At 44.0% G+C, this 25,823-nt stretch carries 28 protein-coding genes; 18 read left to right on the top strand and 10 right to left on the bottom strand.

The features are described from left to right. Positions 1 to 23: 23 nt before the first annotated feature. The 3 genes from prpC to AC0L46_RS06155 form a co-directional block, all read right to left on the bottom strand. Positions 24 to 1,151, bottom strand: a complete 1,128-nt coding sequence (prpC, locus tag AC0L46_RS06165) for a bifunctional 2-methylcitrate synthase/citrate synthase (protein WP_473506567.1) — start codon at positions 1,149 to 1,151, stop codon at positions 24 to 26. Between the two features lie 77 nt (positions 1,152 to 1,228). Continuing rightward, complete coding sequence (gene prpB, locus AC0L46_RS06160) at positions 1,229 to 2,128, bottom strand: methylisocitrate lyase (RefSeq protein WP_473506565.1); 900 nt, start codon at positions 2,126 to 2,128, stop codon at positions 1,229 to 1,231. A 28-nt stretch (positions 2,129 to 2,156) separates the two neighbouring features. Then, on the bottom strand, positions 2,157 to 2,843 hold the full coding sequence (locus tag AC0L46_RS06155) for a GntR family transcriptional regulator (RefSeq protein ID WP_473506563.1): 687 nt from the start codon (positions 2,841 to 2,843) through the stop codon (positions 2,157 to 2,159). Between the two features lie 330 nt (positions 2,844 to 3,173). Here AC0L46_RS06155 and AC0L46_RS06150 point away from each other — a divergent pair, with 330 nt between their 5' ends. Beyond that, positions 3,174 to 3,434, top strand: coding sequence for a DUF5062 family protein (locus tag AC0L46_RS06150; protein ID WP_347983971.1), 261 nt, complete (start codon positions 3,174 to 3,176; stop codon positions 3,432 to 3,434). A 40-nt stretch (positions 3,435 to 3,474) separates the two neighbouring features. After that, a complete protein-coding gene (locus tag AC0L46_RS06145; RefSeq protein ID WP_473506561.1) occupies positions 3,475 to 3,948 on the top strand; it encodes a hypothetical protein in 474 nt (157 codons plus the stop codon). 36 nt (positions 3,949 to 3,984) lie between these two features. On the opposite strand, the gene AC0L46_RS06140 is transcribed toward AC0L46_RS06145, so the two are convergent. The 3 genes from AC0L46_RS06140 to AC0L46_RS06130 all read right to left on the bottom strand — a co-directional run bounded on the left by AC0L46_RS06140 (position 3,985) and on the right by AC0L46_RS06130 (position 5,688). After that, positions 3,985 to 4,770, bottom strand: a complete 786-nt coding sequence (locus AC0L46_RS06140) for an SDR family NAD(P)-dependent oxidoreductase (protein ID WP_473506559.1) — start codon at positions 4,768 to 4,770, stop codon at positions 3,985 to 3,987. Position 4,771: 1 nt separating this feature from the next. Continuing rightward, complete coding sequence (locus AC0L46_RS06135; RefSeq protein ID WP_473506557.1) at positions 4,772 to 5,155, bottom strand: thiol-disulfide oxidoreductase DCC family protein; 384 nt, start codon at positions 5,153 to 5,155, stop codon at positions 4,772 to 4,774. An 86-nt stretch (positions 5,156 to 5,241) separates the two neighbouring features. Beyond that, a complete protein-coding gene (locus tag AC0L46_RS06130) occupies positions 5,242 to 5,688 on the bottom strand; it encodes a DUF3429 domain-containing protein (protein WP_473506555.1) in 447 nt (148 codons plus the stop codon). Between the two features lie 256 nt (positions 5,689 to 5,944). On the opposite strand from AC0L46_RS06130, the gene AC0L46_RS06125 reads away from it, so the two are divergent. After that, positions 5,945 to 7,321 (top strand): glycine--tRNA ligase, encoded by a 1,377-nt coding sequence (locus AC0L46_RS06125; protein ID WP_414681327.1) that lies wholly within the window; start codon positions 5,945 to 5,947, stop codon positions 7,319 to 7,321. Positions 7,322 to 7,541: 220 nt separating this feature from the next. Continuing rightward, on the top strand, positions 7,542 to 8,057 hold the full coding sequence (locus AC0L46_RS06120) for a hypothetical protein (RefSeq protein ID WP_473506553.1): 516 nt from the start codon (positions 7,542 to 7,544) through the stop codon (positions 8,055 to 8,057). A gap of 114 nt (positions 8,058 to 8,171) precedes the next feature. Here the strand turns inward: AC0L46_RS06120 and AC0L46_RS06115 are convergent, their stop codons facing one another. The 4 genes from AC0L46_RS06115 to AC0L46_RS06100 all read right to left on the bottom strand — a co-directional run bounded on the left by AC0L46_RS06115 (position 8,172) and on the right by AC0L46_RS06100 (position 10,688). Then, positions 8,172 to 9,095 carry a homocysteine S-methyltransferase family protein gene (locus AC0L46_RS06115; protein ID WP_473506551.1) on the bottom strand — a complete coding sequence of 308 codons (924 nt, stop codon included), beginning with the start codon at positions 9,093 to 9,095 and terminating at the stop codon, positions 8,172 to 8,174. A gap of 117 nt (positions 9,096 to 9,212) precedes the next feature. Next, positions 9,213 to 9,479, bottom strand: coding sequence for a hypothetical protein (locus AC0L46_RS06110; protein WP_473506549.1), 267 nt, complete (start codon positions 9,477 to 9,479; stop codon positions 9,213 to 9,215). Positions 9,480 to 9,560: 81 nt separating this feature from the next. After that, the gene (locus AC0L46_RS06105) at positions 9,561 to 9,746 is read right to left on the bottom strand and encodes a hypothetical protein (protein ID WP_473506547.1); all 186 of its coding nucleotides are present in this window, start codon (positions 9,744 to 9,746) and stop codon (positions 9,561 to 9,563) included. 63 nt (positions 9,747 to 9,809) lie between these two features. After that, positions 9,810 to 10,688, bottom strand: a complete 879-nt coding sequence (locus AC0L46_RS06100; protein ID WP_473506545.1) for an AEC family transporter — start codon at positions 10,686 to 10,688, stop codon at positions 9,810 to 9,812. A 264-nt stretch (positions 10,689 to 10,952) separates the two neighbouring features. Here AC0L46_RS06100 and urtA point away from each other — a divergent pair, with 264 nt between their 5' ends. The 14 genes from urtA (at position 10,953) to AC0L46_RS06030 (ending at position 25,815) form a co-directional block, all read left to right on the top strand. After that, the gene (gene urtA, locus AC0L46_RS06095; RefSeq protein WP_473506543.1) at positions 10,953 to 12,236 is read left to right on the top strand and encodes an urea ABC transporter substrate-binding protein; all 1,284 of its coding nucleotides are present in this window, start codon (positions 10,953 to 10,955) and stop codon (positions 12,234 to 12,236) included. Positions 12,237 to 12,322: 86 nt separating this feature from the next. Continuing rightward, entirely contained in the window at positions 12,323 to 13,930 is a 1,608-nt protein-coding gene (urtB, locus tag AC0L46_RS06090) for an urea ABC transporter permease subunit UrtB (protein ID WP_473506541.1), read from the top strand. Further along, a complete protein-coding gene (gene urtC / locus AC0L46_RS06085; protein ID WP_473506539.1) occupies positions 13,927 to 15,060 on the top strand; it encodes an urea ABC transporter permease subunit UrtC in 1,134 nt (377 codons plus the stop codon). The genes urtB and urtC overlap by 4 nt, the downstream gene beginning before the upstream one ends. Further along, positions 15,057 to 15,923 carry an urea ABC transporter ATP-binding protein UrtD gene (gene urtD / locus AC0L46_RS06080; RefSeq protein ID WP_473506537.1) on the top strand — a complete coding sequence of 289 codons (867 nt, stop codon included), beginning with the start codon at positions 15,057 to 15,059 and terminating at the stop codon, positions 15,921 to 15,923. Before urtC ends, urtD begins: the two co-directional genes overlap by 4 nt. Next, positions 15,920 to 16,627: an urea ABC transporter ATP-binding subunit UrtE gene (urtE, locus tag AC0L46_RS06075; RefSeq protein ID WP_317005112.1), complete on the top strand. Its 708-nt coding sequence runs from the start codon at positions 15,920 to 15,922 to the stop codon at positions 16,625 to 16,627. Before urtD ends, urtE begins: the two co-directional genes overlap by 4 nt. 2 nt (positions 16,628 to 16,629) lie before the next feature. Next, on the top strand, positions 16,630 to 17,475 hold the full coding sequence (locus AC0L46_RS06070) for an urease accessory protein UreD (RefSeq protein WP_473506535.1): 846 nt from the start codon (positions 16,630 to 16,632) through the stop codon (positions 17,473 to 17,475). Positions 17,476 to 17,497: 22 nt separating this feature from the next. Further along, positions 17,498 to 17,800 (top strand): urease subunit gamma, encoded by a 303-nt coding sequence (locus AC0L46_RS06065; RefSeq protein ID WP_067013674.1) that lies wholly within the window; start codon positions 17,498 to 17,500, stop codon positions 17,798 to 17,800. A 38-nt stretch (positions 17,801 to 17,838) separates the two neighbouring features. Beyond that, complete coding sequence (locus AC0L46_RS06060; RefSeq protein WP_317005107.1) at positions 17,839 to 18,162, top strand: urease subunit beta; 324 nt, start codon at positions 17,839 to 17,841, stop codon at positions 18,160 to 18,162. Continuing rightward, positions 18,159 to 19,871 (top strand): urease subunit alpha, encoded by a 1,713-nt coding sequence (ureC, locus tag AC0L46_RS06055; protein WP_473506533.1) that lies wholly within the window; start codon positions 18,159 to 18,161, stop codon positions 19,869 to 19,871. The genes AC0L46_RS06060 and ureC overlap by 4 nt, the downstream gene beginning before the upstream one ends. A 35-nt stretch (positions 19,872 to 19,906) precedes the next feature. Continuing rightward, positions 19,907 to 20,350, top strand: a complete 444-nt coding sequence (ureE, locus tag AC0L46_RS06050; RefSeq protein ID WP_317005105.1) for an urease accessory protein UreE — start codon at positions 19,907 to 19,909, stop codon at positions 20,348 to 20,350. After that, a complete protein-coding gene (locus AC0L46_RS06045) occupies positions 20,331 to 21,008 on the top strand; it encodes an urease accessory protein UreF (protein ID WP_414681353.1) in 678 nt (225 codons plus the stop codon). The genes ureE and AC0L46_RS06045 overlap by 20 nt, the downstream gene beginning before the upstream one ends. Positions 21,009 to 21,057: 49 nt before the next feature. Continuing rightward, positions 21,058 to 21,705 carry an urease accessory protein UreG gene (gene ureG, locus AC0L46_RS06040; RefSeq protein ID WP_473506531.1) on the top strand — a complete coding sequence of 216 codons (648 nt, stop codon included), beginning with the start codon at positions 21,058 to 21,060 and terminating at the stop codon, positions 21,703 to 21,705. Between the two features lie 35 nt (positions 21,706 to 21,740). Further along, positions 21,741 to 22,325 carry a HupE/UreJ family protein gene (locus AC0L46_RS06035; protein WP_414681355.1) on the top strand — a complete coding sequence of 195 codons (585 nt, stop codon included), beginning with the start codon at positions 21,741 to 21,743 and terminating at the stop codon, positions 22,323 to 22,325. 46 nt (positions 22,326 to 22,371) lie between these two features. Beyond that, complete coding sequence (locus AC0L46_RS06030; protein ID WP_473506529.1) at positions 22,372 to 25,815, top strand: hybrid sensor histidine kinase/response regulator; 3,444 nt, start codon at positions 22,372 to 22,374, stop codon at positions 25,813 to 25,815. Positions 25,816 to 25,823: the final 8 nt, after the last annotated feature.

Raw genomic sequence — 25,823 nt, 5'->3', positions numbered from 1 at the left:
AAGTTCAAAGATTGAAATTAGACTTATGGTCGTTCGTCGATAGCAACCCAATCCGCATGATCTGGCCCTGTATAATCGGCACTTGGACGAATAATTCGGTTGTTGGCTCTTTGTTCCATAACATGCGCTGTCCAGCCTGTGACGCGTGAGCACACAAAAATTGGCGTGAATAATTTGGTTGGAATGCCCATAAAACGATAAGCGCTGGCGTGGAAGAAATCGGCATTGCAGAAGAGTTTTTTCTCGCGCCACATAACCGCTTCACAACGCTCTGAAACGGCGTAAAGGTGAGTGTCACCTGCTTCTTCGCTGAGTTTTTTCGACCATTGTTTGATGATCTCGTTACGCGGATCGGATTCACTGTAAATAGCGTGACCAAAGCCCATGACGGTTTCTTTGTTGGCGAGTTTTTTTAGCAATTCAGCTTCGGCTTGGTCTGGAGTCATCCAAGGTTCTATCATTTCCATTGCCGCTTCGTTGGCGCCGCCATGCAGTGGACCACGCAAACTGCCGATACCGCCAGTGACACAGGAAAACATGTCAGACATGGTGGACGCGCACACTCGCGCAGTGAAAGTGGACGCGTTGAATTCATGCTCGGCATATAGAATCAAAGAAGCGTCCATGACTTGGGTGTGTAATTGACTCGGTTCAATGTCATGAAGCATGGTTAAGAAATGCCCCGCCAAAGAAGGAACGTGAGCGTTCAATGTATCGACACGAACACCGTCATGACTAAAGCGATACCAATACAAAACAATGGCTGGCAAGGTGGCGATCAAGCGATCGGCGGCTTGATGTTGTTGATCAAGGTTGGTTTCAGCTTCTAAATTACCCAAAAAAGAGCAACCGGTGCGCATGACATCCATGGGGTGAGCGTTTTTCGGGATCAACTCTAGGGCTTTTTTTAAGGTTTCGGGAAGCGACCTTAATCCCATGAGTTTTTCCTCATAGGCGGTTAATTGAGCGCGGTTTGGAAGTGCACCATACAACAATAAATACGCCACTTCTTCAAAGCTGGCTTTACTGGCTAAAACATCGATGCCATAGCCACGATAAGTTAAGCCTGACGCGGCTTTGCCAACGGTGCAGAGTGCGGTTTCACCTGCGCTTTGGCCACGCAGGCCAGCGCCAGAAAGTATCTTCGTCATCTTCTATCCTCTTATTATTTTTTTTGAGAAATCAGCTGAGTATGTTTTGCTTTCTTTTTTTATATCTTGGCTATCTTTTAGTTGTTTCTTCCTGAGCCTTTTTGTTCAGTGAAAAGCGCATCTAGCTTTTCTTCGTATTCATGGTAGTTGAGAAATTCATAAAGCTCGTTGCGGGTTTGCATGGCGTCTACTACGTCACGCTGGTGGCCATCGTTTAATAGATGTTGATACACGTTTAGCGCCGCTTTGTTCATGGCGCGAAAAGCGCTTAATGGATACAGCACGAGATCTACTCCTACGCTGGCTAACTCTTCTTTACTGAATAGCGGAGTCGCACCAAATTCAGTGATGTTTGCTAATACGGGAACGTTAACGGCTGCGACAAACTCTTGGTATTGTTCCAAGGTGATCATGGCTTCAGGGAAGATCATATCTGCGCCCGCTTCGACGCAAGCAATGGCCCTTTCTATCGCGGATTCCATGCCTTCAACGGCGAGAGCATCAGTACGCGCCATGATGACAAAGTTGTCATCCACGCGAGCATCCACACAGGCTTTGATTCGATCGACCATTTCACTTTGGCTAACAATGGCTTTGTTAGGGCGATGACCGCAGCGCTTTTGCAGCACTTGATCTTCGATGTGAACCGCCGCTGCGCCTGCTTTTTCCATCTGTTGAATGGTTCTGGCGATGTTGAATGCGCCGCCAAATCCTGTGTCGATATCGACTAATAAAGGCAATTGAGAGGCGGCGGTAATACGGCGTACGTCTTCTAAAACATCGTGAAGGTCTGTCATGCCAAGATCTGGTAGTCCATAGGAGGCGTTGGCAACACCACCACCAGACAAATAAAGCGCATGATGGCCGGTTTGTTCCGCCATCATGGCGCAATATGCGTTTACTGCTCCCACCACTTGTAAGGGGGATTGTGTTGCGACGGCTTGTCTAAAACGAGCGCCTGCAGAATCTGCTGTCATCGTTGTTCTCTCTTTTTTATTGGTTTTGTTAGGGTGAGACCAGGGCGATTTGCTCCATGGCTTGCTGTAACAAGTGGCTTGCGCGACTAATATGGCGTCGCATTAATAATTCAGCCAAGTCGCCTTCATGGTTGGCGATCGCATCTAAAATGGCTCTGTGTTCGCGTAATGCTTGGCGAGGGTCGCTGCGTTGGTCTGCGGTGTGACGTCGATACATACGAATGACGGCATACAATTCTTCGGTAAGTAGACGAATGAGTTTGGCGTTGCCGCTGGCGTGAATAATGCGCAAGTGAAAGTCGTCGTTGCCGCCTTGTTGCAGATAATGTTCGTCTTGGTTGTCATCAAGATAGGCTTGGTGTTTGTCGAGTAAATCATACAAGCTGCTCACTTCTTCGGCTGGCATTGTGGTTGCCGCCAATCTTGCTGCCATGCCTTCTAATGCTTCGCGCATAGTAAAGGTGTCGAGCATGTCTTGAGTGTTTAATTGAATTACCCGTGCGCCAACATTTGCAGTGCGAGTCACCAGCCCTAAACCTTCTAATTTGACGATGGCTTCTCGCAGTGGACCGCGAGACACACCATATTGTTTGGCGAGTTCCGGTTCAGAAATCTTGCTGCCTTGGGGGATTTCGCCTTGCACAATCGCATTAGTTAGCTGTTGTGCGAGATCTTCTGACAAGGTCGCGGATTTGATAGAAACAAGGTTACTCATAAAATCGACTTATAGCTTAATTGTTGACAATATTATTCTTTATAGTCCTGTTTTAAACGATTATCAAGATAGATTGTCGACACTTTTCTGTTTTTACACTTATCCTTTAGTCGTATATACCAATACTGAAATAGTTTCTTTTCCTGCTAGAGTAGGGTTTTATAGCGGTTTTTTGGATTTCTATTGTGAGAAAGATTCAGCAACTTCTAAAAAACTGATAGAGTCTGAAACCGAGTCCTAATCGCGTTTTTATTCCGTGTGTCGACAATCTTATTGCGTGAGTTGTGCTTCCATAGGCAAGTATTCAATAAGCCAAAAGATGAGGAAAACATGAAAAAAATAAAGAATGAGGCGGCGCTTAGTAAAAAAGCCATCCAAGTTGGTGAAAATTACGCACTGAAACGAGGCTACGATGGTTTCTCTGCAACCATGTCGGCCAATGAAAAAACCGAAGCGATTTATCGTCTTTTGGTATTGGATAAGTTGGTTGTGGCGTTACCACCAGATAAAGAAGATTTACCTAGCATGAAGCATAAGTTGGCTTTGTGGATTCAAAAACTCTTACCAAAAGATGATCCTTTGCTGAAGTAAAATTAAAGCAAAGATTACATTACTGATTAGAAAGGAAAAAATGATGGATAATAAAGCCTTGGCAATCGAAGCCATAAACCTTGTAAAGCCGGCGATTGATCAGCTGTTCAATAAAACATGCCGCAAAGAATTGCATATTGTCATTATGAATCCACAGCTTAAGCCGTGGGAAGCCCCTTTCGAAGACGCTATTTTGCACGAGTGTACTTTTGGTACGCCAGAAAATTGGCCAGCGCCGTTTGATGAATTAGCACGTAATAAAGCGGCACAAGCATGGCGTGATTCGGTTTCAAATATTGATCATCAAACGCTTCACCCTTCTTCTTTGCGTGAAGGCGACGTGTTGTTCTACGGCTCATTTGTTTACGGCAACATTGTTGTGGCTTGTAGTGGCGTTGAGCCTTGGTTTGATATGTTGGTGAGTGGTTGGATTGCGGTGGCACTTGAGCAGCTAACGATTAACGAATACCAAACGACGAAAGCGTCTGATCCAACTCGTCGTTACAGAGCTTAATCTTTCCTGACAACGCTCGATGAAGAAACCAAGCAATCACCAATTGATTGCTTGGTTATTCCAATCTAAAAACGCTGCATTTTTATTCCCTTCAATGGAGTGCCCTTCAATGGCATTCATCTCGACAGAATCCATAATGGCTAATAGCTGAGAAGCCACAAATTCAGGTGTAAAGAGCTTGTCTTTAGGTACTGAACGCTGAAAAGGCTTGGATAATGGCGTGTCTGTTGTGCCCGGATGGAAAGCAATGAGTTTGACGTTTTTGGCTCTTCTAGCGTATTCGATAGCACTGTTTTGAATCAGCATATTCAATGCAGCTTTGGAGGCGCGATAACTGTACCAGCCCCCCGATTTATTGTCTGAAATACTGCCAACTCGGGCGCTGAATAATGCCACTTGTGTTGCTTCTTTGCCTTTTACTAAAGGCACAAGTTTACTGAGCCAAAGCATAGGAACCACGGTGTTTGCATGGAAAACGGCTTCCAATTGTTCAGCGTTAATATCTTCTAGTTTTTTCTCAGGCATCATGGTTTCGTTATTCTGCTGCGTACCATGTAATACGCCGTTGCAGATCAGTACTTTCGTGATATTTGGGGAATGTAGATTGATCTGTTGGACGACGTCTTGGATGCTCGACTCGGAATTATCGCAGATGAACCAGCGGACTTTTTTCTCGACTTTGGCTGAGTCGCTATCTTCATGGGGTAAAGATCGACTTACCGCAAACACACCAAGACAATCTGGGTTTTGTTCGAATTGCTCTATGGCTGCTTGAGCAATAGTGCTGCCAGCGCCAATGATGAGGGCGTAAAAAGATGACATGTTAAAGCTCCTTTTGGCAGGATGTGCAGCGTGGTTTACCAGTGACAAAGGATGAAATAGAGTGGCGATAACGGGCAAAAAATAGGTAGCCAAGATCTGCAAAAAGACGAATCACAGGCCAACGTAACACTTGCATCCATTTGTGCTTTCCAACCAATTTCCAAGCCAAACAAGTAACCTCTAAACCCTTTATCAATTCACCGTTTTGCAGTTGTCCATGAAGTATTTTATCGGCTTGGATTGGATCAATATGGGGAAAACGTTCGGAGAAATCAGCAGCGTGAATGTCTTCAAGTATAAGCTTTTTTTGATTATCTAAATCCCGCAGCAAGTTCATTTCTGCTGTGCAAAGTGGGCAATAACCATCATAAAAAATCGTCAGCATGATCAATACTCTATCGTCTTTAATTTGTTTAGATCAGAGAGTATTGATACGCGACCAAAGGAAAGTTAGATCAAATTTGATTGGATTTATTGATGTGGGTAGAGCACAAGTAGGTGCAAAACGCAGACTATGATAGTCAGGAAAAACCGCATATTTAGATAGCGAGCATCAGAGGATTCGCTTTGTTTTAATGACCTAGCTTCGACCCAAAATAAGCTAATAAAGCCTAAAAATAATAACGCGATGGAAAGAACCGGAACGTTAATTAATAGAGAAAGCCAAGCGCCAAGAGAAATAATGTTACTTGAGATCAGTACATATTTGCTCAAGGAATTAATGTCTTTATGGATACGTTGCCCCCACAAAGTCCCTGCCATAAAACTGAGAATGATGGCACTGTAGGTGATGAATAGCTCTAGTCCAGAGACGCCGAATAAGGTGCCGTTTGACCAACTCAAATAAGTGGCAAAGACAAAAGGGACGACCCCAAAGGAAGCGAGAACAATAGGGTGTGTGGAAGCAGACGTACGCATGAAAAGAAAATCCAGTATTAAAACAATGTGCAAATATAGTGTATGAAAGAGTTTTATACGAATTATTCTATAAATGCCAGCTTATATCGTCTTCTCTTGTGCTTTTTACATAGCTTTACCCTCTATCTGCTAGATGAATCGCCATTGAGCGAAATACGGGCAAAGAGTACAATGTACGGCTATAACGATTGCTTGAACGTAGAATCGCTTGGTTTTACGTCTTTTTTAACGAATTTTGCTTAAGGTGTGTTTAGAAATGCCAGCTAAAACAATGGATGAACTCGTCTCTCTTTGTAAACGTCGCGGATTTATTTTCCAAGGCAGTGAAATCTACGGTGGTATGCAAGGTGCTTACGATTACGGTCCGTTAGGTATTGAGTTGAAAAACAACCTAAAAGCGGCTTGGTGGCGTTCGATGGTTTACGAACGTGACGACGTAGAAGGTTTGGATGCTGCGATTATCCAAAACAAAAACGTTTATAAATATTCTGGTCATGAAGATACTTTCACTGACCCAATGGTTGATTGCCACGAGTGTAAATCTCGTATGCGCGCCGACCACATGAAAGACATCAAAATCTGTGACAACTGTGGTTCTGACAAAGTAACGGAACCTCGCGATTTCAACTTGATGTTCAAAACCAACGTTGGCCCAATGGTGAATGAAGAGTCTTACACTTATCTTCGTCCAGAAACGGCTCAAGGTATCTTCACTAACTTCAAAAACGTTGTGGATTCGACTTCTCGTTCTTTGCCTTTTGGTATTGCGCAAATTGGTAAGTCTTTCCGTAACGAAATCACACCACGTAACTTCATCTTCCGTGTTCGTGAATTCGAACAAATGGAATTGGAATTCTTCTGTAAGCCGGGTGAAGACGAAAAATGGCACGAATTCTGGGTGAAGACGCGTAAGCAATGGTGGTTGGATCAAGGTCTAACGGAAGAAAATATCGAGTTTGAATACGTTACAGGTGATGATCTTGCCCATTATTCAAAATCAACTGTGGATATCTTGTACAAGTTTCCACATGGTTTTGAAGAGTTAGAAGGTGTTGCCAACCGTACAGACTACGATTTGGGTTCTCACACCAAAGCTCAAGAAGAATTCGGCCTGTCTGCAAAGGTTAAGAAGAATGAACACTCAACGTCTAAGTTGGCGGTTCGTGATTTAGAAGCGAACAAGTGGGAAGTGCCTTTCTGTATCGAGCCTTCTGCTGGTCTTGACCGTGGTTTGTTGGCTGTCATGACTGAAGCCTACACAGAAGAAGAGTTGGAAAACGGCTCGACTCGTACTGTTCTTAAATTCAAGCCACATCTAGCGCCGATTAAAGTAGCGATTATGCCGCTTAAAAAGAACAAGCCAGAGATTGTTGCTTTAGCGAAAGAGCTTAAAAACAAGCTTCAAAAACTGGGCTTGGGTCGTATTCTTTATGAAAACACAGGTAACGTAGGTAAAGGCTACCGTCGTCATGACGAAGTCGGTACACCAATCTGTGTGACAGTCGACTTTGATTCTATCGAGAAAGAAGGCGCACCAGTTACCGTTCGTGACCGTGACACAATGGAACAAATCGTTGTTCCTGCGGCAGAATTACCAGCTTACGTGATTAACTACTTTATCAACCAAGACTAATTTCTTTGGTTCATAAAAAGCGTTTTAGAATCCCTTTAAGGCGAGAGTCTTAAAGGGATTTTTTGTTTTTGGAGAGTCGATATTCCTATCCACCCTTTTGAAAAGAAATGTTATCTCTGTTTAATTTTTAAACAAAATAATTGCAAAACCCTGATTATCGACCAGACTAAATTTACCCAGCTAATAAAAATTCCAAATGGCTGAATGTCGGGAGGGTACTATGAAACGTCTATTTTATAGCACGAATGACCTTGATGATGCAGAGTTGATATCTGATGAGGTTCATAAGCAAGGTGTTGATGATGAACACTTTTTTGTCTTATCTCGGGATGATAAAGGAATTCTTTCCCACCACCTTCATGGTGGCAATAGTTTTGAAAATACAAAGCTACTCACTTCTCGTAGTCGTGCAGGTTTATTTGCTTTTTGCGTACTGGCACTGATTCTTGTTATTGGACTTGGAGTAATGGAAATCACAATACAGAATCTATTGTGGTTGGCTTTGGTGAGCGGTGTTGCTTTCATCGCAACTAAAGTACTGGCGGCTATAGTTTGTGATTCTTATGACGCTTACTTTAAAAGTGTCTTTGATCGACACTTAGATAATGGTGAAGTCATTGTCATTATCGATGTGACTCATGATCAGAGTCCAAAAATCATTTCACAGCTGAAAGAGCATCCTGCGGTAAGCTTCATTGCTGAGAGTTCCAATATGGACTCTCCCATTCCAGCTTAATGATGACAGGCGAGTAAGCTTGTAGTTTAAGCTTCTAAATCTATGATTGGTTAAAGAAAGAAACAAAAGCCTAGCATGCTAGGCTTTTTCATGTGCTTCTTGTACGGCGTTGCTTTAAAGCTTTTGCTTCCATTCTTGGAGCGCTTTGATGTGGCTCGGCTCAATCCCACAGCAACCACCGATGATATTGGCGCCAAGCTTGTGCCATTCTTTCGCGTAGTCTAGATACTCTTTCGGTGATAAATCGCGGGAGCCTTGTATATTGAGGTTGGCTTCATGGCCTTGGACTATGGGCTTGAAGCTATTGGCGTAGGCGCCAATGTTGAGTGTTTTTGTATGCTTTTCTAAGACGCTTTTCGTATCGAGAATGGCTTGTTTCATCACTTCTGGAATGGAGCAGTTGAAGAAAATGCCGTCTATTCCTCCTCTCAAATGCGCTTCTTTTAAGAGTGTTTCTATGGCATCAGAAACCGATTCTCCTGAACGCAATGTGGCAGTCTCACCTATTTCATCACTCAATGTGAAAGCGTAATAACAAGGCTTGGCGGAGTCTTTTAAAACATGGGCTATGACGCTGGCTTCTTTGATACTGGCGATGGTTTCAGCTATCCATAAATCCACGTATTCGTCTTGAGCTTCATACAGCGTCGTTAAAATGTCATGAGCTTTTTTCTTTTCGAATAAGTCTGGTCGATAAGAACCAAGTGGTGGTGGAAGCGAACCTGCTACCTGTACAGTTTGAGTGGCTTTACTGGCAACGTCTTTGGCAATGATGGCCGCTTGCTCTGCAAGAGCAGCACCTTGTTCTTTATAGAGCTCTTCACCAAGATGAAAAGGCACACAAGCATAGCTATTCACTGTGATGATTTCTGCACCCGCTGCGATGAAGTTTTGATGAGCTTGGGCAACAAACTCCGGCGCTTCAAGTAGAGCTTGCGCGCTCCAAAGTGGTTGCGAAAAAGGCGCGCCAATACGTTTAAGCTCGCGACCAATGCCGCCATCTAACAAGGTCAGATTTGATAAAGTTGAGTGCTTCATTATGGTCTTTGTATAGTGAAATTGAGATCGCGCTATTCAAACATAATGGCGCAAGAAAGGTAATGAAATTGGGTCATGATTCGGGGAAATTGAATCATAGTAATGAATGGCGGCTTTTTATCTTGTCGTTGTATTTACGTTTACGCCTGAGTCGTCTTCTGATGTTGCAATCGCTGAGGTGACGATGATAGCGGAGGCGTTGACAAGCACAGCAATGGTGAGGGTGTTTCCTATCACACCGGCTGAAGCTGCTAGAGCGCTAGCTTGGGAAGATGCCACAGTACCTTGTACGCTTTGTATTTGAGTGGGTTGATTGCCTTCAGCTTTCAGTGCTGGTGCTGAAATGATAAGAAACAGTGCAGTCAAAAAATTAACAAGCTTCATATTACATCCTTATGATTGAGCGCAGATCGATTTTTCAATGTTAACCTCAAGCTATTATTGAATATCGAGAGGTTTAAGGGCTCATTTATCTTGGCTTTTGATAGAGTAATGTTCTTCGTAAAGCATATCAACACGTTCGGAACACTCATCAAATTGCGCTGTTCCACGGTTGTAAGCATCACAATCTTCTTTGGCAATGTCCTTTGCCCAGTCTGACCAACTGATATTTAAACTTGAGCATCCTGTCATTAGTACAAGTGTCAGCATAAAAATGACATTTTTGAAGGATGTAAAAAACACTGCGCATACCTTATTTGTGTAGTGGTTTACCTAATTGAATGATAAAGCTATTGCCAGCATAACGGGAAGTGTTATGACACAAAAAAAGTTACTGAATAACACCATGGACGCGACGCGTTCAGGCTCTAAATCAAAACGTTCTGCCAGCATGTAATTGAGTACGGCTGGTGGGAAAAGAGTGAAAAGCAGCATCATTTGAAGGTGTAGCGTAGAGAGCGGGATAAACAGGTAAATTAATCCAAATGAAATACCGCCCGTCACCAGAGATAATCCGGTACACATTAGACCTGTCTTTAGTCCACTCAAGCGCATATTGCACATTTGAGCGCCCAAAGACACAAGCATAATAGGAATGGCGGCTTGTCCTAGTAAAGTGGTTGCATTCAGTAAAGGTTCCCAAATTCCCACGCCGATCAAGTTGAGTGTCAGAGCCAAAACAGCGGAGACAAAAATTGGCATGCGAATGAGCTGTAAAAGCGAAATGCCTTTGCTAACAATGGCTAAGCCAAGACTGAAGTGAAGACAAGATGACACGACAAATAACATAACGGCAGGCGCGACAGCCGTTTGACCAAAAGCATACGTGAACAGAGGAATTGCTAAATTTCCACTGTTTCGAAACATCAGCGGCGGCGCCCACACCTTGTACCTGATCTTGAGGAAGTAGCATACCGGTATCATCAATACACCCGGAATGATAACAGCGAAAAGTGAGGCGCTTAATAGAGGTATTTGGCTTATATCAAGCGGCATAACAACAAGAGAAGAGAAGGTCAGTGCAGGGACAAAAACGTCCATATTCACTCGATTGATAGGTCGGAAGTCCGGCTTAATCCAACGTCCTACACATAAGCCTGCGAATGCTAATCCTAGTATTGGAAACAAAATACTGACAACTTGATTAAACATACTCTTCCTTAAATTATTGTTAGTTAATGTAACGATTATCCTTCGACTGCTTACTATTTAATAGTCATGAAGTGTGGAATTCTCGATTATTGTTCACATACGTCAAATGACGTATACCTCTAGGTCATTTCGCGCATACCTTTCTTATTGTGATTTCTGAATACTGAATGGACTGATATTGATGTTTCGACGGTACTTAATCCGCTTGGGACTTTCTATCACTACTCAATACAAATTATAAATCACAATAGGACGGCTTCAATTATGAAAATCAAGACTCTTGCTTCTGCGATAGCACTTTCCGGTGCAACCTTGATCGCACTTCCTTCCATGGCGGCTGACACCATTAAAGTAGGTGTATTGCACTCTTTGTCTGGCACCATGGCGATTTCTGAAACGACATTGAAAGACACTGTCTTAATGATGGTGGAAGAGCAAAATAAAAAAGGCGGTTTGCTGGGTAAGAAACTTGAAGCTGTTGTGGTTGACCCTGCATCGAACTGGCCTTTGTTTGCGGAAAAAGGTCGTGAGCTTTTGACGCAAGAAAAAGTAGACGTGATTTTCGGAAGCTGGACATCTGTATCACGTAAATCTGTTTTACCTGTATTGGAAGAATTAAACGGCTTGATGTTCTATCCAGTTCAGTACGAAGGGGAAGAGTCTTCTAAAAACGTTTTCTACACAGGTGCTGCGCCGAATCAGCAAGCGATCCCAGCGGTTGATTACTTGATGAATGAATTGGATGTTGAGCGTTTTGTTCTTGCGGGAACGGATTATGTTTACCCACGTACAACCAACAAAATTCTTGAAGCTTACCTGAAAGCAAAAGGTGTGGCGGCGGAAGACATCATGATCAACTACACGCCTTTTGGTCACTCTGATTGGCAGTCGATTGTTTCTGATGTGAAGAAGTTTGGTAGCGAAGGTAAGAAAACAGCCGTTGTATCTACTATTAATGGTGATGCGAACGTACCTTTCTACAAAGAGTTAGGTAACCAAGGTATTTCAGCGGAAGACATTCCAGTTGTTGCCTTCTCTGTTGGTGAAGAGGAGTTGTCCGGTTTAGATACGACGCCTTTGGTTGGTCACTTAGCGGCATGGAACTACTTCCAAAGTGTTGAGAGTGATGAAAACGAAGAATTTATCACGAAGTGGAAAGCCTTCACGAATAATCCAGATCGCGTAACCAACGACCCAATGGAAGCGACTTATATTGGTTTCAAAATGTGGGCGAATGCGGTTACTGAAGCTGGTACGACTGACGTAGATGCAGTTGAACAAGCCATGATTGGCCAAGAAACAGAAAACTTAACTGGTGGCATTGCGGTGATGAACAAAAACCATCATTTGAGCAAACCTGTTCTGATTGGTGAAATCCAAGATGACGGTCAGTTTGAAGTGGTTTGGGAAACGGACGGTGTTGTTCCAGGTGATGCTTGGTCTGACTTCTTACCAGGTTCTAAAGACTTAATTTCTGATTGGACTGCGCCAATCAAGTGCGGTAACTACAACACGAAAACCAAAGCGTGTTCTGGTCAGAACTACTAAGTTACTTGCTTCCCAGCAAACATTGGCTCTCTACCTTATAGGGTCTGAGAGCCTTTTTTGTTCCCCCTTTTCTTAATACATGGAGTATGACCTTGAGACATTTAATTGCACTCTGCTGCTGTCTTTTTGGGCTCTTATCCTTTTCAGTACAGGCCGCTGAAGTTAGCCAACAAGAAACTTTGCTTACTGCGCTTACAGACGCAAAATTCAAAGAAATGGCACCGATTCTAGATCAGCTAGCTGAGCTTCAAGGTGAGGCGGTATTGCCGCTTTTCTATACCTTATTAGGTGGCGATCTGTACTACATAAAAGCAGATAAGTCTTTGGTCGGTAAATCAGACGAACAGGGCGATACCGTTTATAAAGACGTATTTAGCCAAGTAGTTGTACCTGATTTGAGTACACGGGACGTAAAGAAAATTCGTGTAAACAACACGTTACGTGGCTACTTGCGTAATGCCATTGCGCAGATTCAATTAACAGCAAAGTCGCCAGCTGTACGAGAATCAGCAGTGCGAGAGCTTTTATCTAAGCTGGATTCTGACACGGTTGATTTAATTGAATCTTTGTACGCGAATGAAACGAATAGCAAGGTAAAAGAAGCAATGGGCTTAGCTTTGTCTATGCATACTGCTTCTTCTACAGAATTGGCCGCTTCAAATCGAGTTGCGGCGATCGAGCGTTTGTCTTCAAGTTTAGAAGGCGATGTTCGAAACCTTCTAACTAAGTTAACAAAAGATGAAAGCCCAGCGGTGGTAAAAGCCGCGACGACGGCATTAGATAAAATTGCACAACGAGCAGAGCGTTTTGCATTTGTTGATCAGCTCTTTTTCGGTTTGAGCTTAGGGTCAGTGCTCTTACTTGCTTCTATTGGTTTAGCGATTACTTTTGGTGTGATGGGCGTAATTAATATGGCTCATGGCGAAATGATCATGTTGGGAGCCTACACGACTTATGTGGTTCAGCTGATTATGCCGAACTACATTGATTACTCTATCTGGGTGGCGATTCCAGCGGCCTTTCTTGTATCCGGTTTAATGGGTGTACTGATTGAACGTCTGGTTATTCGACATTTGCATGGCCGACCATTAGAAACCTTGTTAGCAACGTTTGGTATCAGTTTGATTTTACAGCAGTTGGTGAGAACCATTTTCTCTCCACTGAACCGTCAGGTTTCTACGCCAAGCTGGATGAGTGGTTCATGGGAAATTAACCCTGTCTTATCTTTGACTCTGAATCGTTTGTACATCTTAGCCTTTGCTTTGTTGGTGTTTATTGCCTTGGTTATCGTCTTGCGCAAAACCTCTTTGGGGCTGAATGTTCGAGCGGTTTCGCAAAACCGAAACATGGCAAAAGCCATGGGCGTGAAAACCCATTGGGTAGACGCGATGACATTTGGCCTTGGGTCGGGTATTGCAGGCATCGCGGGCGTTGCTCTCAGCCAATTAACCAACGTAGGACCAAACTTAGGTCAGGCGTACATCATCGACTCTTTCATGGTAGTAGTGTTTGGTGGTGTTGGTAACTTATTGGGAACATTAGTAGCGGCGTTCTCTTTAGGTATTGCAACCAAGTTCCTAGAGCCAACAACGGGTGCCGTTCTCGCAGCCATTATTGTCTTGGTGTTTATTATTCTCTTTATTCAAAAACGTCCTAAAGGACTCTTTCCACAAAAAGGGAGGGCGGCAGAATGACACGTCTTAAAGAATGGTTTTCCGCAGGGCGCTCAACGGGCAAACATACGCTGCCGTTTGTAGTGATTCTGTTAGTGGTTTCTTTGTTAGCGTCTGCGGCGAATCTGTTTTTACCTGAAGACTCCGCGTTGTATGTGAGTACTTACACCATCACCTTGTTGGGTAAATATCTTTGTTATGCCATGTTGGCATTAGCAGTGGACATTATCTGGGGATACTGTGGCATTTTGAGCCTAGGTCACGGAGCCTTCTTTGCGCTCGGTGGCTACGCAATGGGAATGTATTTAATGCGTCAGATAGGTGACCGTGGTGTTTACGGTGACCCTTTGCTACCAGACTTTATGGTGTTCTTGGATTGGAAAGAGTTGCCTTGGTTTTGGCTAGGCATGGATCAATTCTGGTTCGCTATGTTAATGGCGGTAGCCGTGCCTGGTTTATTGGCTTTTGTGTTTGGTTGGTTAGCCTTCCGCTCACGAGTGACGGGTGTGTATTTATCGATTATGACGCAAGCGCTAACTTACGCTTTGTTGTTGGCATTTTTCCGCAATGAAATGGGCTTTGGTGGCAATAACGGATTGACCGACTTTAAAGAGATTATCGGTTTTGACCTGCAAGCGGATTCGACTCGAGTGAGCTTGTTTATGATTACAGCTTTCTTATTGGCAGTACTGTTTGTTGTGAGTCAGCGCATTTTGGCTTCTCGCTTCGGTAAAGTGGTGTTAGCCATTCGCGATGCAGAATCCCGTTCGCGTTTCATTGGTTACCGCACAGACCGCTACAAAGTTTGGTTGTTTGTTTATTCTGCTGTGATCGCTGGTATTGCTGGTGCTTTGTATGTGCCGCAAGTTGGCATTATCAATCCGGGGGAATTCTCGCCAATCAACTCCATCGAGATGGTGATTTGGGTGGCAGTGGGTGGTCGAGGCACTTTGATTGGTGCTGTGATTGGTGCAATTCTAGTGAACTACGCTAAAACACGATTTACCGCTATTTTACCTGATGCTTGGTTGTTCGCATTGGGTGCCATGTTTGTCTTGGTGACCTTGTATTTGCCAAAAGGATTGATGGGGTTATACGCACAAATGATGGCTAAACGTCGCCCGAAAATAGCACAGGAGTCTGAAGCATGAGTGCAATTGAAAACACAGTTGAGAGCTTTCGTGAAACGTTTCGTCGTGACCAAGTTTGGCCATTTTTAGCGCCAGCTCAAAGTAAGGTAAACGTAGACAATCAGATGATTTTATACGTGGAAGATTTGAATTTGAGCTTTGATGGCTTTAAAGCGCTGAACAATCTTAACCTTTATGTGAATGATGGTGAGTTACGTTGTTTGATCGGTGCTAATGGTGCGGGTAAAACCACGCTTATGGATGTGATTACAGGGAAAACACAATGTGACTCTGGCACGGTTTTCTTTGGTCAGAACCATAATTTGTTGAACAAAGATGAGGCTGCTATCGCTCAGCTGGGAATCGGTCGCAAATTCCAAAAGCCGACTGTGTTTGAAGAACAAACGGTGTTTGATAATTTGGAATTGTCATTAAAAACGGACAAGGGTGTATTGCCGACTTTGTTTTCTCGTTTAACGCCGACTCAGATTGATCGCATCGATGAAGTGTTAAAAATCATTGGTCTTGCGAAACACCGTTTTATGTTGGCAGGAGCTTTGTCCCATGGTCAAAAACAATGGTTAGAGATAGGTATGTTATTGGCGGCTGACCCTCGTTTGTTATTGATTGATGAGCCTGTTGCTGGGATGACAGCACAAGAAACAGAGCGAACAGCTGAGCTGCTAACCTCTCTTGCTGGTGAGCGAACTGTTATCGTGGTTGAGCACGATATGGAATTTGTTCGTAGTATTGCAAGAACCGTAACTGTGTTGCATCAGGGCTCTGTATTGGCGGAAGGCACTATGGATCAAATCCAAAGCAATAAAGATGTGATAGAAGTTTACCTAGGAGAAGAAGCGGTAGAAGAGGGAGCAAACGCATGATTTCAATTAATAATGTTGACCAACTTTACGGCGGTACTCAAATTCTTTGGGGCTTAGATTTAGAGATCGAAGCAGGCTCGATTACCTGCATCATGGGGCGTAATGGTGTTGGGAAAACCACCTTGCTAAAAGCCATTATGGGATTGTTACCCATCAAAAGTGGTGCAATTACTATGGAAGGGGCTGAGTTGAATAAGCAAAGTGCAGAGAAGCGTGCTTATTCTGGTATTGGTTATGTGCCTCAAGGGCGAGATATTTTTCCTATGCTGACGGTAGAGGAAAACCTGCGCATTGGTTTGCCTGTCCGTGGTAAGCGAACAGATGACAGCCCAAAGGACATTCCTGAAAAAATCTTTGAATTATTTCCCGTGCTAAAAGACATGTTGCATCGTCGCGGTGGGGATTTATCGGGTGGTCAACAGCAGCAACTGGCGATTGGCCGCGCCTTGGTGTTAGAGCCGAAAGTATTGATTCTTGATGAGCCAAATGAAGGTATTCAGCCGAATATAGTGAAACAAATTGGTGACGTTATTCTTAAGCTCAATGAAGAGGAAGGCCTAACGGTAATTCTTGTTGAACAAAAACTTGGCTTCGCAAGACGAGTGGGCAAAGAGTTTCGATTAATGGAAAAAGGACGTATTGTTGCATCAGATAAAATGGAAAATTTGAATGATACTTTGATAAAACAATATTTGGCGGTATAGCTTTGACGGTTTCCCAATGGCATGCCTTTCTTACTTTAGGCTTTAGTAAGACAGCACGCGGTACAGTATTAAAAACTTGCGATCATAAAGGGCCTTTGTATGTACAAAAGCCTTTTTATCCTGAAGGCGCTGAGACAGCTCATGTGTATTTATTGCATCCACCAGGTGGTTTGGTGTCAGGTGATCGTTTAACGATTACTGCGAATTTGGCTGAAAATACTCATGTTCTGATAACCACTCCCGGTGCTGGACGAGTGTATCGAGCTCGTGAAGACAAAACCTTACAGCACCAAATTACTCAATTAAATGTGGGGAAAAATAGCCTGATGGAATGGCTTCCACAGGAAACCATTCTTTACCCTAATGCGCATACCCGACTTGAAAATTGCATCGACCTAGAAGAAAACGCACAGTTTATTGGCTGGGAAATTACTTGTTTTGGATTGCCTGCTAACAAAGCGAGTTTTGGAGAAGGGCATGCTGAACAGGGTTTTCAAATTCGACAAAACGGCCGTTTGAAAGTGCGTGAGCGTTTTGTGATAGACAAAGACAGCCAAGATATTTTTCATGCTAAAGCTGGCTTGGATGGTAACCCAATTAACGGTCTGATGATCGCCGGCCCATTTGATGCAAATGCAAATCATGATGAGTTGATTGATAAACTCCGCACACATTGTACGAATCACGTCTCTTTAAGTGGAGCAAGCTTGGTAGACGAATACATTATGGTGCGAAGTGTGCATGATGATTCTGAGCAAATGAAACAGTTATTTATTCAATGTTGGCGAGACATTCGCCCAGTATTGACGGGAAAAACAGCGTGTGAGCCTAGAATCTGGGCAACTTAATTTCGTTTCTGAAGGTGACAATATGGAATTGCTTCCAAGAGAAAAAGACAAATTATTGGTGTTTACAGCCGCCTTATTGGCTGAACGTCGCTTAAATCGTGGGCTTAAGCTCAATTATCCTGAAGCCATGGCGTACATCACCATGGAAATTATCGAAGGTGCTCGTGACGGAAAGACCGTGGCTGAATTAATGAGTTACGGTAAAACCTTGCTCAGTGCAGACCAAGTGATGGATGGCGTGGTGGATTTGATTCACGAAGTACAAGTAGAAGCGACATTTCCAGACGGCACTAAGTTGGTAACAGTCCATAACCCGATCAATTAGTTCCTTTTTTGATTCCTGAAAAGAGAAGGAGAAACATCATGATTCCAGGTGAAATACAGGTTGCGGAAGGTGATATTGAACTGAACGTAGGCCGCAGAACGCTTAAAGTCCGTGTTGAAAATATGGGTGATCGCCCAGTTCAAATCGGCTCCCATTACCATTTTTATGAGGTAAATCCTGCGCTGACGTTTGATCGTGAGCCCACTAAAGGCTTTCGTTTAAATATCGCATCTGGCACAGCGGTTCGTTTTGAGCCAGGCCAAGGTCGTGAAGTGGAACTGGTGGAATACGCTGGCACGAAAACCATTTATGGCTTCCGTGGTGATGTGATGGGAAAACTTGAGACGGAGGACGCCCAATGAGTACGACGAAAATGGACAGACAGAGTTATGCACAAATGTTTGGCCCAACCACAGGTGACCGAGTACGTTTGGGCGATACAGATCTTTGGATTCAAGTAGAAAAAGACTTCACTACTTATGGCGACGAAGTAAAGTTCGGCGGCGGCAAAGTCATTCGAGATGGTATGGGGCAAAGCCAAGTTACCAATGATATCGCCGTAGATTTGGTGATTACCAATGCCTTGGTTTTAGATCATTGGGGGATTGTAAAAGGGGATGTGGGTGTCAAAAACGGCCGCATTACCAAAGTCGGTAAAGCAGGCAACCCCGACGTTCAAGACAACGTTGATATCGTTGTTGGCCCTGGAACGGAAGTCATTGCCGGTGAAGGTTCGATTCTCACCGCGGGTGGTATAGATGCGCACATTCACTTTATTTGCCCTCAGCAAGTAGAAGAAGCGTTAACCTCGGGTGTTACGACAATGATTGGTGGCGGAACAGGGCCAGCGACGGGCACGAAAGCCACTACTTGTACACCGGGACCTTGGTATCTTGGCAAAATGCTCCAAGCGACAGACGATATGCCAATGAATCTCGGCTTTCTTGGTAAAGGTAACGCTAGCTTACCCGAAGCATTAGAAGAACAGTTAGAAGCCGGCGCTTGTGGTCTAAAACTGCATGAAGATTGGGGCACCACGCCAGCCAGCATTGATTGCTGTCTGTCTGTTGCGGAAGCTTATGATGTGCAAGTGGCGATACATACAGACACCTTGAATGAATCTGGCTTTGTTGACAGCACATTGTCAGCGTTTAAAGACCGTGTGATCCACACTTATCACACGGAAGGCGCGGGCGGTGGCCACGCACCAGATATTATTCGCGCGGCAGGCTTTCCCAATGTTTTGCCTTCTTCTACCAACCCAACGCGACCTTACACTCACAACACAGTAGATGAGCATTTAGATATGCTCATGGTATGTCATCACCTTGATAGCAATATTGCGGAAGATGTGGCGTTTGCCGATTCTCGTATTCGTAAGGAAACCATTGCTGCGGAAGATATTTTTCATGATCGTGGTGCGTTTTCGATGATTTCGTCTGATTCTCAAGCCATGGGGCGAGTGGGTGAAGTGGTGACGCGTACTTGGCAAACGGCTCACAAAATGAAACAGCAGTTTGGTTTATTGCCAGAAGATAAAGAGCTGGGCGCAGACAACTTTAGAGCGAAGCGTTACATCGCCAAATACACAATTAACCCAGCGATCACTCATGGTATTAGCCACGAAGTTGGCTCGATTGAACCAGGTAAACTGGCGGATTTGATCTTATGGAAACCGGCCTTTTTTGCGGTGAAACCTTCCGTGATTATCAAAGGTGGCATGATTGCGAGCGCACCAATGGGTGATCCAAATGCGTCCATTCCTACGCCGCAGCCCGTGCATTATCGACCTATGTTTGGTGCCATGGGGAAAGCTGCAGCAGCAACCTCTGTGACTTTTGTTTCTAAGGCTGCATTGAATAATGGCTTGCAAGAAAGTCTTGGGTTAGAGCGCACTTTGGTGGAATGCAAAAACACTCGTAACTTATCGAAAAAAGACATGATTCATAATGCGTGGATGCCAGATATTACTGTGGACCCACAAACATACGAAGTACGTGCGGATGGCGAGCTATTAACCTGTGAGCCTGCGGAAACTTTACCGCTTGCTCAGCTTTATACTCTTTTTTAGAAAGGCCTTTTACCAAGGCTTTTTTGGAGCTTGAAATGCTAGATATATACGAACGATTAGGCACCCATTGCCATGATGAAGTCTACACGACTGTGACCTTAACGCACGAACAACGAGATCGTGGGCGCCTTAAGTTAGTGGGTGAAAACAAGGAAGAAGTGCGAGTGTTTTTGGAGCGCGGGAAGCCTCTTTTAGTTGGGGAGTTTCTAAAGTCTGAATGCGGCAAAATCGTTCAGGTTAAAGGCGCAGTCGAAGCGGTGGCTCACGCCAGTTGTGATGATTGGTTGGCGTTTTCCAAAGCTTGTTATCACTTAGGAAATCGTCACACCAAAATTCAAGTTGGTGAGCGTTGGTTGCGTATTAAGCCTGACCACGTTTTAGAAGATATGCTGCACTTGTTAGGCTTGGTAGTTACCCACGAAGAAGCGGTGTTTATTCCTGAATCTGGAGCCTACAGTCATGGCCATAGTCACCACTGACGCCAGCATATTACGTCTTTTACAGCTAAGCAGTGTGAGCTTGCCTGTGGGCGGTTATGCGTTTTCACAAGGCATGGAATATGCCATTGATAGAGGTTGGGTGAAGCGTAAAGCCGATGTTTTAGATTGGGTCGGTTTGCAAATGCAACAATCTGTGGCTCGGGTCGATTTGCCTGTCTTGCGCCTTTGTATGCTGGCAGCAGAACAACAAGACTCAGTACGATTAAAAGAACTGAATGACCTCGTTTTGGCTTGTCGAGAAACCAAAGAGTTGCGCTTGAATGATACGGCAATGGGTGAAGCCTTGTTTCGACTGATGGGAAGTTTGGACATAAAGACGCCTTTTGAGCGTGGCGAGGTGATGAGTTTTGTTCCTCTATTTGCGATTGCGGCAGCTCATTGGACATTAAAATTCGATGTTGCGGCATTGGGGTTTTCTTGGTCTTGGTTAGAAAATCAAATTGCAGCGGCGACAAAACTCGTGCCTTTAGGGCAGACTCAAGCACAAGAATTATTAGGGGAATTGCAGGGAGATATTCACCAAGCGATTTCACTGTCATTGACCATTGAAGAAGATCGTATTGGCGCTGGATTACCCATGATTGCCATTGCCAGCGCCCAGCATGAAACACAGTATTCAAGGCTGTTTCGCTCATAAAGATAACAGCAAATTAATTTAGAGTAACAATACATGAGAGTAAGACAGTATGAGTAAACCAAAACAAACTTTACGCGTTGGAGTGGGCGGCCCTGTTGGTTCAGGCAAAACAGCTTTATTACGCTCTTTATGTTCTGCCCTACGCGAGCATTACAATATTGCGGTTGTGACAAATGACATTTACACCCAAGAAGATGCAAAGTTCCTAACAGAGCATCAGGCTCTGGATGCAGACCGTATTCTCGGTGTTGAAACGGGTGGTTGCCCTCACACAGCCATTCGTGAAGATGCGTCGATGAATTTGGCGGCGATTGACCAATTATTAGCGCGTCACGGTGAACTGGATGTGGTGTTTGTTGAATCCGGTGGTGATAACTTGAGTGCGACTTTTAGCCCTGAATTATCGGACTTAACTATTTACGTTATTGATGTATCGGCAGGGGATAAAATTCCTCGTAAAGGTGGACCAGGTATTACTAAGTCGGACTTATTGATCATTAATAAAACCGATTTGGCACCTTTGGTAGGCGCTTCATTGGATGTCATGGATCGTGATGCAAAAATGATGCGTGGCGATCGTCCTTTTGTTTTTTCTAACCTGAAACAAGCGCAAGGTCTGGATGACATTATCCAGTTTATTGTGGCTGAAGGCATGCTAGAAGTAAAAGAGTTACCGCCTGCAAAAGCAGTCGTTTAAAGATTATTTAAGAAAAGAATGATTAGGAGAAAACGATGGTTTCATTGATGTATAAAGGTATGACAGCAGCGGCACTTCTATTGGTTTCTAGCATGACGTTTGCGCATCCTGGGCACGAACATACTTCTAGTTTCATGAGTGGTTTGTCTCATCCTTTGGGTGGCTTAGATCATCTTTTGGCGATGCTGGCGATTGGTTTGTGGGCATCCAGTATGAAAGGTCGTGCTTTGTGGGCTGTACCGACGGCGTTTGTGCTGACTATGTTGGCTGGCGGTGGCTTAGCGCTTGCCGGTTTGAATTTGCCTTTTGTTGAGCAAGGCATTCTGCTTTCTGTGATTGTTTTAGGCACCTTGGTGTTCGCTGCTAAGCGTTTGCCATTTATCGCTTGTGTGGCGGTTGCGGGTAGCTTTGCCTTGTTCCACGGTGCAGCTCATGGAGTAGAAATGCCGGTTGATGCCAACAGTGCTCACTATGCGTTGGGCTTTGTCGTTGCAACAACGGGATTGCATGCTCTTGGGCTTGGTTTAGGACAACTGATGACACGCTTTGCGTCACCTATGATGCTTCGTGTTAGTGGTTCTATGATTGCGGCGACAGGTTTGCTATTGAGTGTTGCGTAATTTTTCGTCTTCACTTTGGTGTTTTCATTTTTAATCGTGAGTAAATATGCCCGCTGCGCAGAAAATCTTTAAAGTGCGACGCCACTACAATAAGTGGGTTGCTGACCAAACTATGGAAGATTACGCATTGCGTTACACTTCCAAGCAAGGTCACACCATGAGTATTGAGCGGGTCGGGCATACTGCGCTTGGCGCCGCCGCCTTCTTGGCGTTAGAAGGTTTGGCGGCGGTTATCACCTTAGGTTACGGTTTTACCAATGCGGTCGCCGCCATTCTTATTGTGTTGGCGGTGTTTTTCGTTACTGGTTTCCCGATTGCTTATTATTCGGCGAAACATGGGTTAGACATTGATTTGCTGACTCGTGGTGCGGGTTTTGGTTATCTTGGTTCAACCATTACGTCGCTTATTTATGCCACTTTCACTTTTATCTTTTTTGCCATAGAAGCGGCCATATTAGCGTCGGCTATGGAGGTACTACTCGGTATTCCTTTGCAGATTGGTTATGCGCTTTCTGCTTTGTTTGTGATTCCAATCGTGACGCACGGAATTCGAGCCATTAGTCGCTTTCAAAATGGTACACAATGGATTTGGTTCGTTCTTCAGTTTGCCGCAGTGGGCGTTGTTCTTTCTCAGGTTGTGCAGGAATACCAGCAATTTGAAGGCTGGACGGAATACACTCCTGAACATTTATCCGCCAACATTGGATTTGATTGGATTTTGTTTGGTTCCGCCGCTTCTGTGTTATTCGCTCTGATGGCGCAAATTGGCGAACAGGTCGATTACCTGCGCTTCTTTCCGAAAAAGACGAAGCAAAATCGGAAACGCTGGTGGTTTTGGCTCATTTTAGCGGGTCCTGGTTGGGTGTTTATTGGCGCAATTAAAATGCTTTTAGGGTCGTTTTTGGCTTATTTAGCCATTTCGGACGGTGCAACGGCGATACAGGCGACAGATCCAACCTATTTGTATCAGCGCGTTTTTTATTTTCTAACCAATTCTCCGACAAGCGCATTGATATTGGCCGCGGTTTTTGTGTTTGTCTGTCAGATGAAAATTAACCTGACCAATGCGTATGCGGGCTCGATTGCTTGGTCCAATTTCTTCTCTCGTTTAACTCACTCTCATCCAGGTCGAGTAGTGTGGTTAGTTTTTAATGTGATCATTGCTTTGTTGCTGATGGAACTCGGTATTTATCAAGCGCTTGGTGCCATATTGAGCGTGTTTGCCATTAGTGCAGTGAGTTGGTTGGGCAGCTTGTCAGCGGATTTACTTATCAATAAGCCTTTGGGTTTGAGCCCAAATTATGTGGAGTTCAAACGGGCTCACCTTTATGACATAAATCCTGTTGGCACGGGTTCTATGTTGATTGCGACTGTATTGGGTTTGGTGAGCTATTTGGGTGTCTTTGGTGAAGTGGCAAAAAGCTTGTGTCACTTTATTTCCCTTGGTAGCTGTTTTGTATTTGTTCCTTTAATTGCTTGGCTTACCAAGGGGAAATATTATCTAGCGCGTCAAAGCCCAGAACTGGTTCCTATGGTGGAGTTGGCTGAGAAAACCAAGATTAATTATGTGACGCTGACGTGTGGGGTTTGTGAAAACGATTTTGAAACAGAAGACATGAGTTTTTGCCCAGCTTATATGCTGCCGATATGTTCTTTGTGTTGCTCCTTGGATGTGCGTTGTTTAGACAGTTGCAAGCCACAAGCCAGTATTAGCCAGCAAAGTGATTACTTTTTTAAGCTGTTTCTGCCTAGAGATTTGGTGAAAGCATTGAAGTCTCGGTTCGGCCGATTTTTGTCTTTGTTGACGGGGATTAACATCATAAATGCGGCTTTAATGATGTTGATTTACCGACAAATGGCACCCAGTACAGTCGAAGGCGAGGCGTTATTGCAAGATACTATGTTTGCCTTGTTCTTCACCTTATTGATTGTTTCAGGTGTTTTGTCTTGGTTGTTCTTACTTGCCCATGAAAGTCGAGTGGTCGCTCAGAAAGAGTCGAATCGTCAAACTCGTAAGTTGATTCGTGAGATTGATGCTCACCAAGAAACAGATAAAGCCTTGCAGGATGCGAAGGAGCAAGCTGAAAAAGCAAACGAAGCAAAAAGCCGTTACCTCACAGGGATCAGTCACGAATTACGCACTCCGTTACAGTCGATTATTGGCTATGCTCAGTTGCTACTGAAAAAGGAAAATACGCCTTCAGGTCACCAAAATGGATTGGATATTATTCAACGCAGTGGCTTGTATTTGGCAAACTTAATTGAAGGTTTGCTGGATATTTCAAAAATTGAAGCGGGTCGTTTTGATCTGTATCGCAATACGGTCGATTTGCCAAAACTGATAGACCAATTAAACAGCATGTTTGCGATGCAAGCTCAGGCAAAAGGCATTGAGTTCAAGTCGAAGATCATTGCGCCTTTACCTCAATATGTGGTGACGGATGAAAAGCGACTTCGTCAAATATTGATTAACTTGTTGTCAAATGCGGTGAAATACACACCAAAAGGCACAGTTTTGTTTGAAGTGAATTATCGTAATCAGGTGGCCGATTTTGTTATCCGCGATACTGGGCTAGGAATAAAACAAGAACATTTACAGCGTATTTTTGATCCGTTTGAGCGAGTGCGTGACATTAGTACAGGGAATTTACCCGGTACTGGGTTAGGGCTGACGATAGTGAAATTGCTTACTGAAATCATGGGTGGTGATTTAAAAGCACAGTCTGTGGTTGGCCAAGGTAGCGAGTTTCGAGTGAGTCTAATGTTGCCTTGGGTGAGCCAAGGCGAGTCTTTTGCATCGGAAAATAAGCGCATTGTGAGCTATCGAGGTTATCAACGTACTTTAATGGTGGTGGATGATGATCCTGTTGTTCGTGGTCTTTTATCGGATATTTTAGTGCCTCTTGGCTTTAATGTATTGGAAGCGAATGACGCTCAAATGTGTTTGGAAGAGTTGGAAACTGCTGCTCCTGATTTGTTTGTTTTAGACGTTTCTATGCCAGGTATGGATGGATTGACGCTGGCGAAGAAGCTGCGTGATCAAGGTGTTTCTGTACCTATTGTGATGCTGTCTGCTGATGCACAAGAGAACCAGCGTGAGCCAGATGAACAAGCTGCATTTGATCGATATTTAGTGAAACCTATTAGTAATAGTATGCTGCTTGAAACCATTCAATATTTGTTGAGCCTTGAATGGGATTATCAGGAGATAGATTCGATCGCTTTTTCTGAAGAACCTATTTTACGTTCGGAAAGCAGTTTTCAAGATGACGAGGAAACTTCGGTTGTGGCGAAAATTCCTGATCATGAAAGTGTTCGAGAACTTATGGCTTTTGCGGAAATGGGATACAAAAAAGGGGTTCGAGGTGTGCTTGATCAAATGGATAAATCGGACGTGATTGCATTGGCACATAAGCAGCAATTGGAAAGTTTGTACCAAAGCTTTCAGTTCGACGGTATTGTCCAATATTTAAAACAACATTCTTTATGATGTGCTTT

The organism is Marinomonas sp. 15G6-16, from assembly GCF_055809555.1.
Note: the sequence above shows the minus strand (reverse complement) of the source record. Positions and strands in the feature narration are given on the sequence as shown.

What these genes read in the sequence shown, in the direction of transcription:
- prpC (WP_473506567.1), bottom strand. Translation starts at nt 1,151, where the DNA reads ATGACGAAGATACTTTCTGGCGCTGGCCTGCGTGGCCAAAGCGCAGGT.
- prpB (WP_473506565.1), bottom strand. Translation starts at nt 2,128, where the DNA reads ATGACAGCAGATTCTGCAGGCGCTCGTTTTAGACAAGCCGTCGCAACA.
- AC0L46_RS06155 (WP_473506563.1), bottom strand. Translation starts at nt 2,843, where the DNA reads ATGAGTAACCTTGTTTCTATCAAATCCGCGACCTTGTCAGAAGATCTC.
- AC0L46_RS06150 (WP_347983971.1), top strand. Translation starts at nt 3,174, where the DNA reads ATGAAAAAAATAAAGAATGAGGCGGCGCTTAGTAAAAAAGCCATCCAA.
- AC0L46_RS06145 (WP_473506561.1), top strand. Translation starts at nt 3,475, where the DNA reads ATGATGGATAATAAAGCCTTGGCAATCGAAGCCATAAACCTTGTAAAG.
- AC0L46_RS06140 (WP_473506559.1), bottom strand. Translation starts at nt 4,770, where the DNA reads ATGTCATCTTTTTACGCCCTCATCATTGGCGCTGGCAGCACTATTGCT.
- AC0L46_RS06135 (WP_473506557.1), bottom strand. Translation starts at nt 5,155, where the DNA reads ATGCTGACGATTTTTTATGATGGTTATTGCCCACTTTGCACAGCAGAA.
- AC0L46_RS06130 (WP_473506555.1), bottom strand. Translation starts at nt 5,688, where the DNA reads ATGCGTACGTCTGCTTCCACACACCCTATTGTTCTCGCTTCCTTTGGG.
- AC0L46_RS06125 (WP_414681327.1), top strand. Translation starts at nt 5,945, where the DNA reads ATGCCAGCTAAAACAATGGATGAACTCGTCTCTCTTTGTAAACGTCGC.
- AC0L46_RS06120 (WP_473506553.1), top strand. Translation starts at nt 7,542, where the DNA reads ATGAAACGTCTATTTTATAGCACGAATGACCTTGATGATGCAGAGTTG.
- AC0L46_RS06115 (WP_473506551.1), bottom strand. Translation starts at nt 9,095, where the DNA reads ATGAAGCACTCAACTTTATCAAATCTGACCTTGTTAGATGGCGGCATT.
- AC0L46_RS06110 (WP_473506549.1), bottom strand. Translation starts at nt 9,479, where the DNA reads ATGAAGCTTGTTAATTTTTTGACTGCACTGTTTCTTATCATTTCAGCA.
- AC0L46_RS06105 (WP_473506547.1), bottom strand. Translation starts at nt 9,746, where the DNA reads ATGCTGACACTTGTACTAATGACAGGATGCTCAAGTTTAAATATCAGT.
- AC0L46_RS06100 (WP_473506545.1), bottom strand. Translation starts at nt 10,688, where the DNA reads ATGTTTAATCAAGTTGTCAGTATTTTGTTTCCAATACTAGGATTAGCA.
- urtA (WP_473506543.1), top strand. Translation starts at nt 10,953, where the DNA reads ATGAAAATCAAGACTCTTGCTTCTGCGATAGCACTTTCCGGTGCAACC.
- urtB (WP_473506541.1), top strand. Translation starts at nt 12,323, where the DNA reads ATGACCTTGAGACATTTAATTGCACTCTGCTGCTGTCTTTTTGGGCTC.
- urtC (WP_473506539.1), top strand. Translation starts at nt 13,927, where the DNA reads ATGACACGTCTTAAAGAATGGTTTTCCGCAGGGCGCTCAACGGGCAAA.
- urtD (WP_473506537.1), top strand. Translation starts at nt 15,057, where the DNA reads ATGAGTGCAATTGAAAACACAGTTGAGAGCTTTCGTGAAACGTTTCGT.
- urtE (WP_317005112.1), top strand. Translation starts at nt 15,920, where the DNA reads ATGATTTCAATTAATAATGTTGACCAACTTTACGGCGGTACTCAAATT.
- AC0L46_RS06065 (WP_067013674.1), top strand. Translation starts at nt 17,498, where the DNA reads ATGGAATTGCTTCCAAGAGAAAAAGACAAATTATTGGTGTTTACAGCC.
- AC0L46_RS06060 (WP_317005107.1), top strand. Translation starts at nt 17,839, where the DNA reads ATGATTCCAGGTGAAATACAGGTTGCGGAAGGTGATATTGAACTGAAC.
- ureC (WP_473506533.1), top strand. Translation starts at nt 18,159, where the DNA reads ATGAGTACGACGAAAATGGACAGACAGAGTTATGCACAAATGTTTGGC.
- ureE (WP_317005105.1), top strand. Translation starts at nt 19,907, where the DNA reads ATGCTAGATATATACGAACGATTAGGCACCCATTGCCATGATGAAGTC.
- AC0L46_RS06045 (WP_414681353.1), top strand. Translation starts at nt 20,331, where the DNA reads ATGGCCATAGTCACCACTGACGCCAGCATATTACGTCTTTTACAGCTA.
- ureG (WP_473506531.1), top strand. Translation starts at nt 21,058, where the DNA reads ATGAGTAAACCAAAACAAACTTTACGCGTTGGAGTGGGCGGCCCTGTT.
- AC0L46_RS06035 (WP_414681355.1), top strand. Translation starts at nt 21,741, where the DNA reads ATGGTTTCATTGATGTATAAAGGTATGACAGCAGCGGCACTTCTATTG.
- AC0L46_RS06030 (WP_473506529.1), top strand. Translation starts at nt 22,372, where the DNA reads ATGCCCGCTGCGCAGAAAATCTTTAAAGTGCGACGCCACTACAATAAG.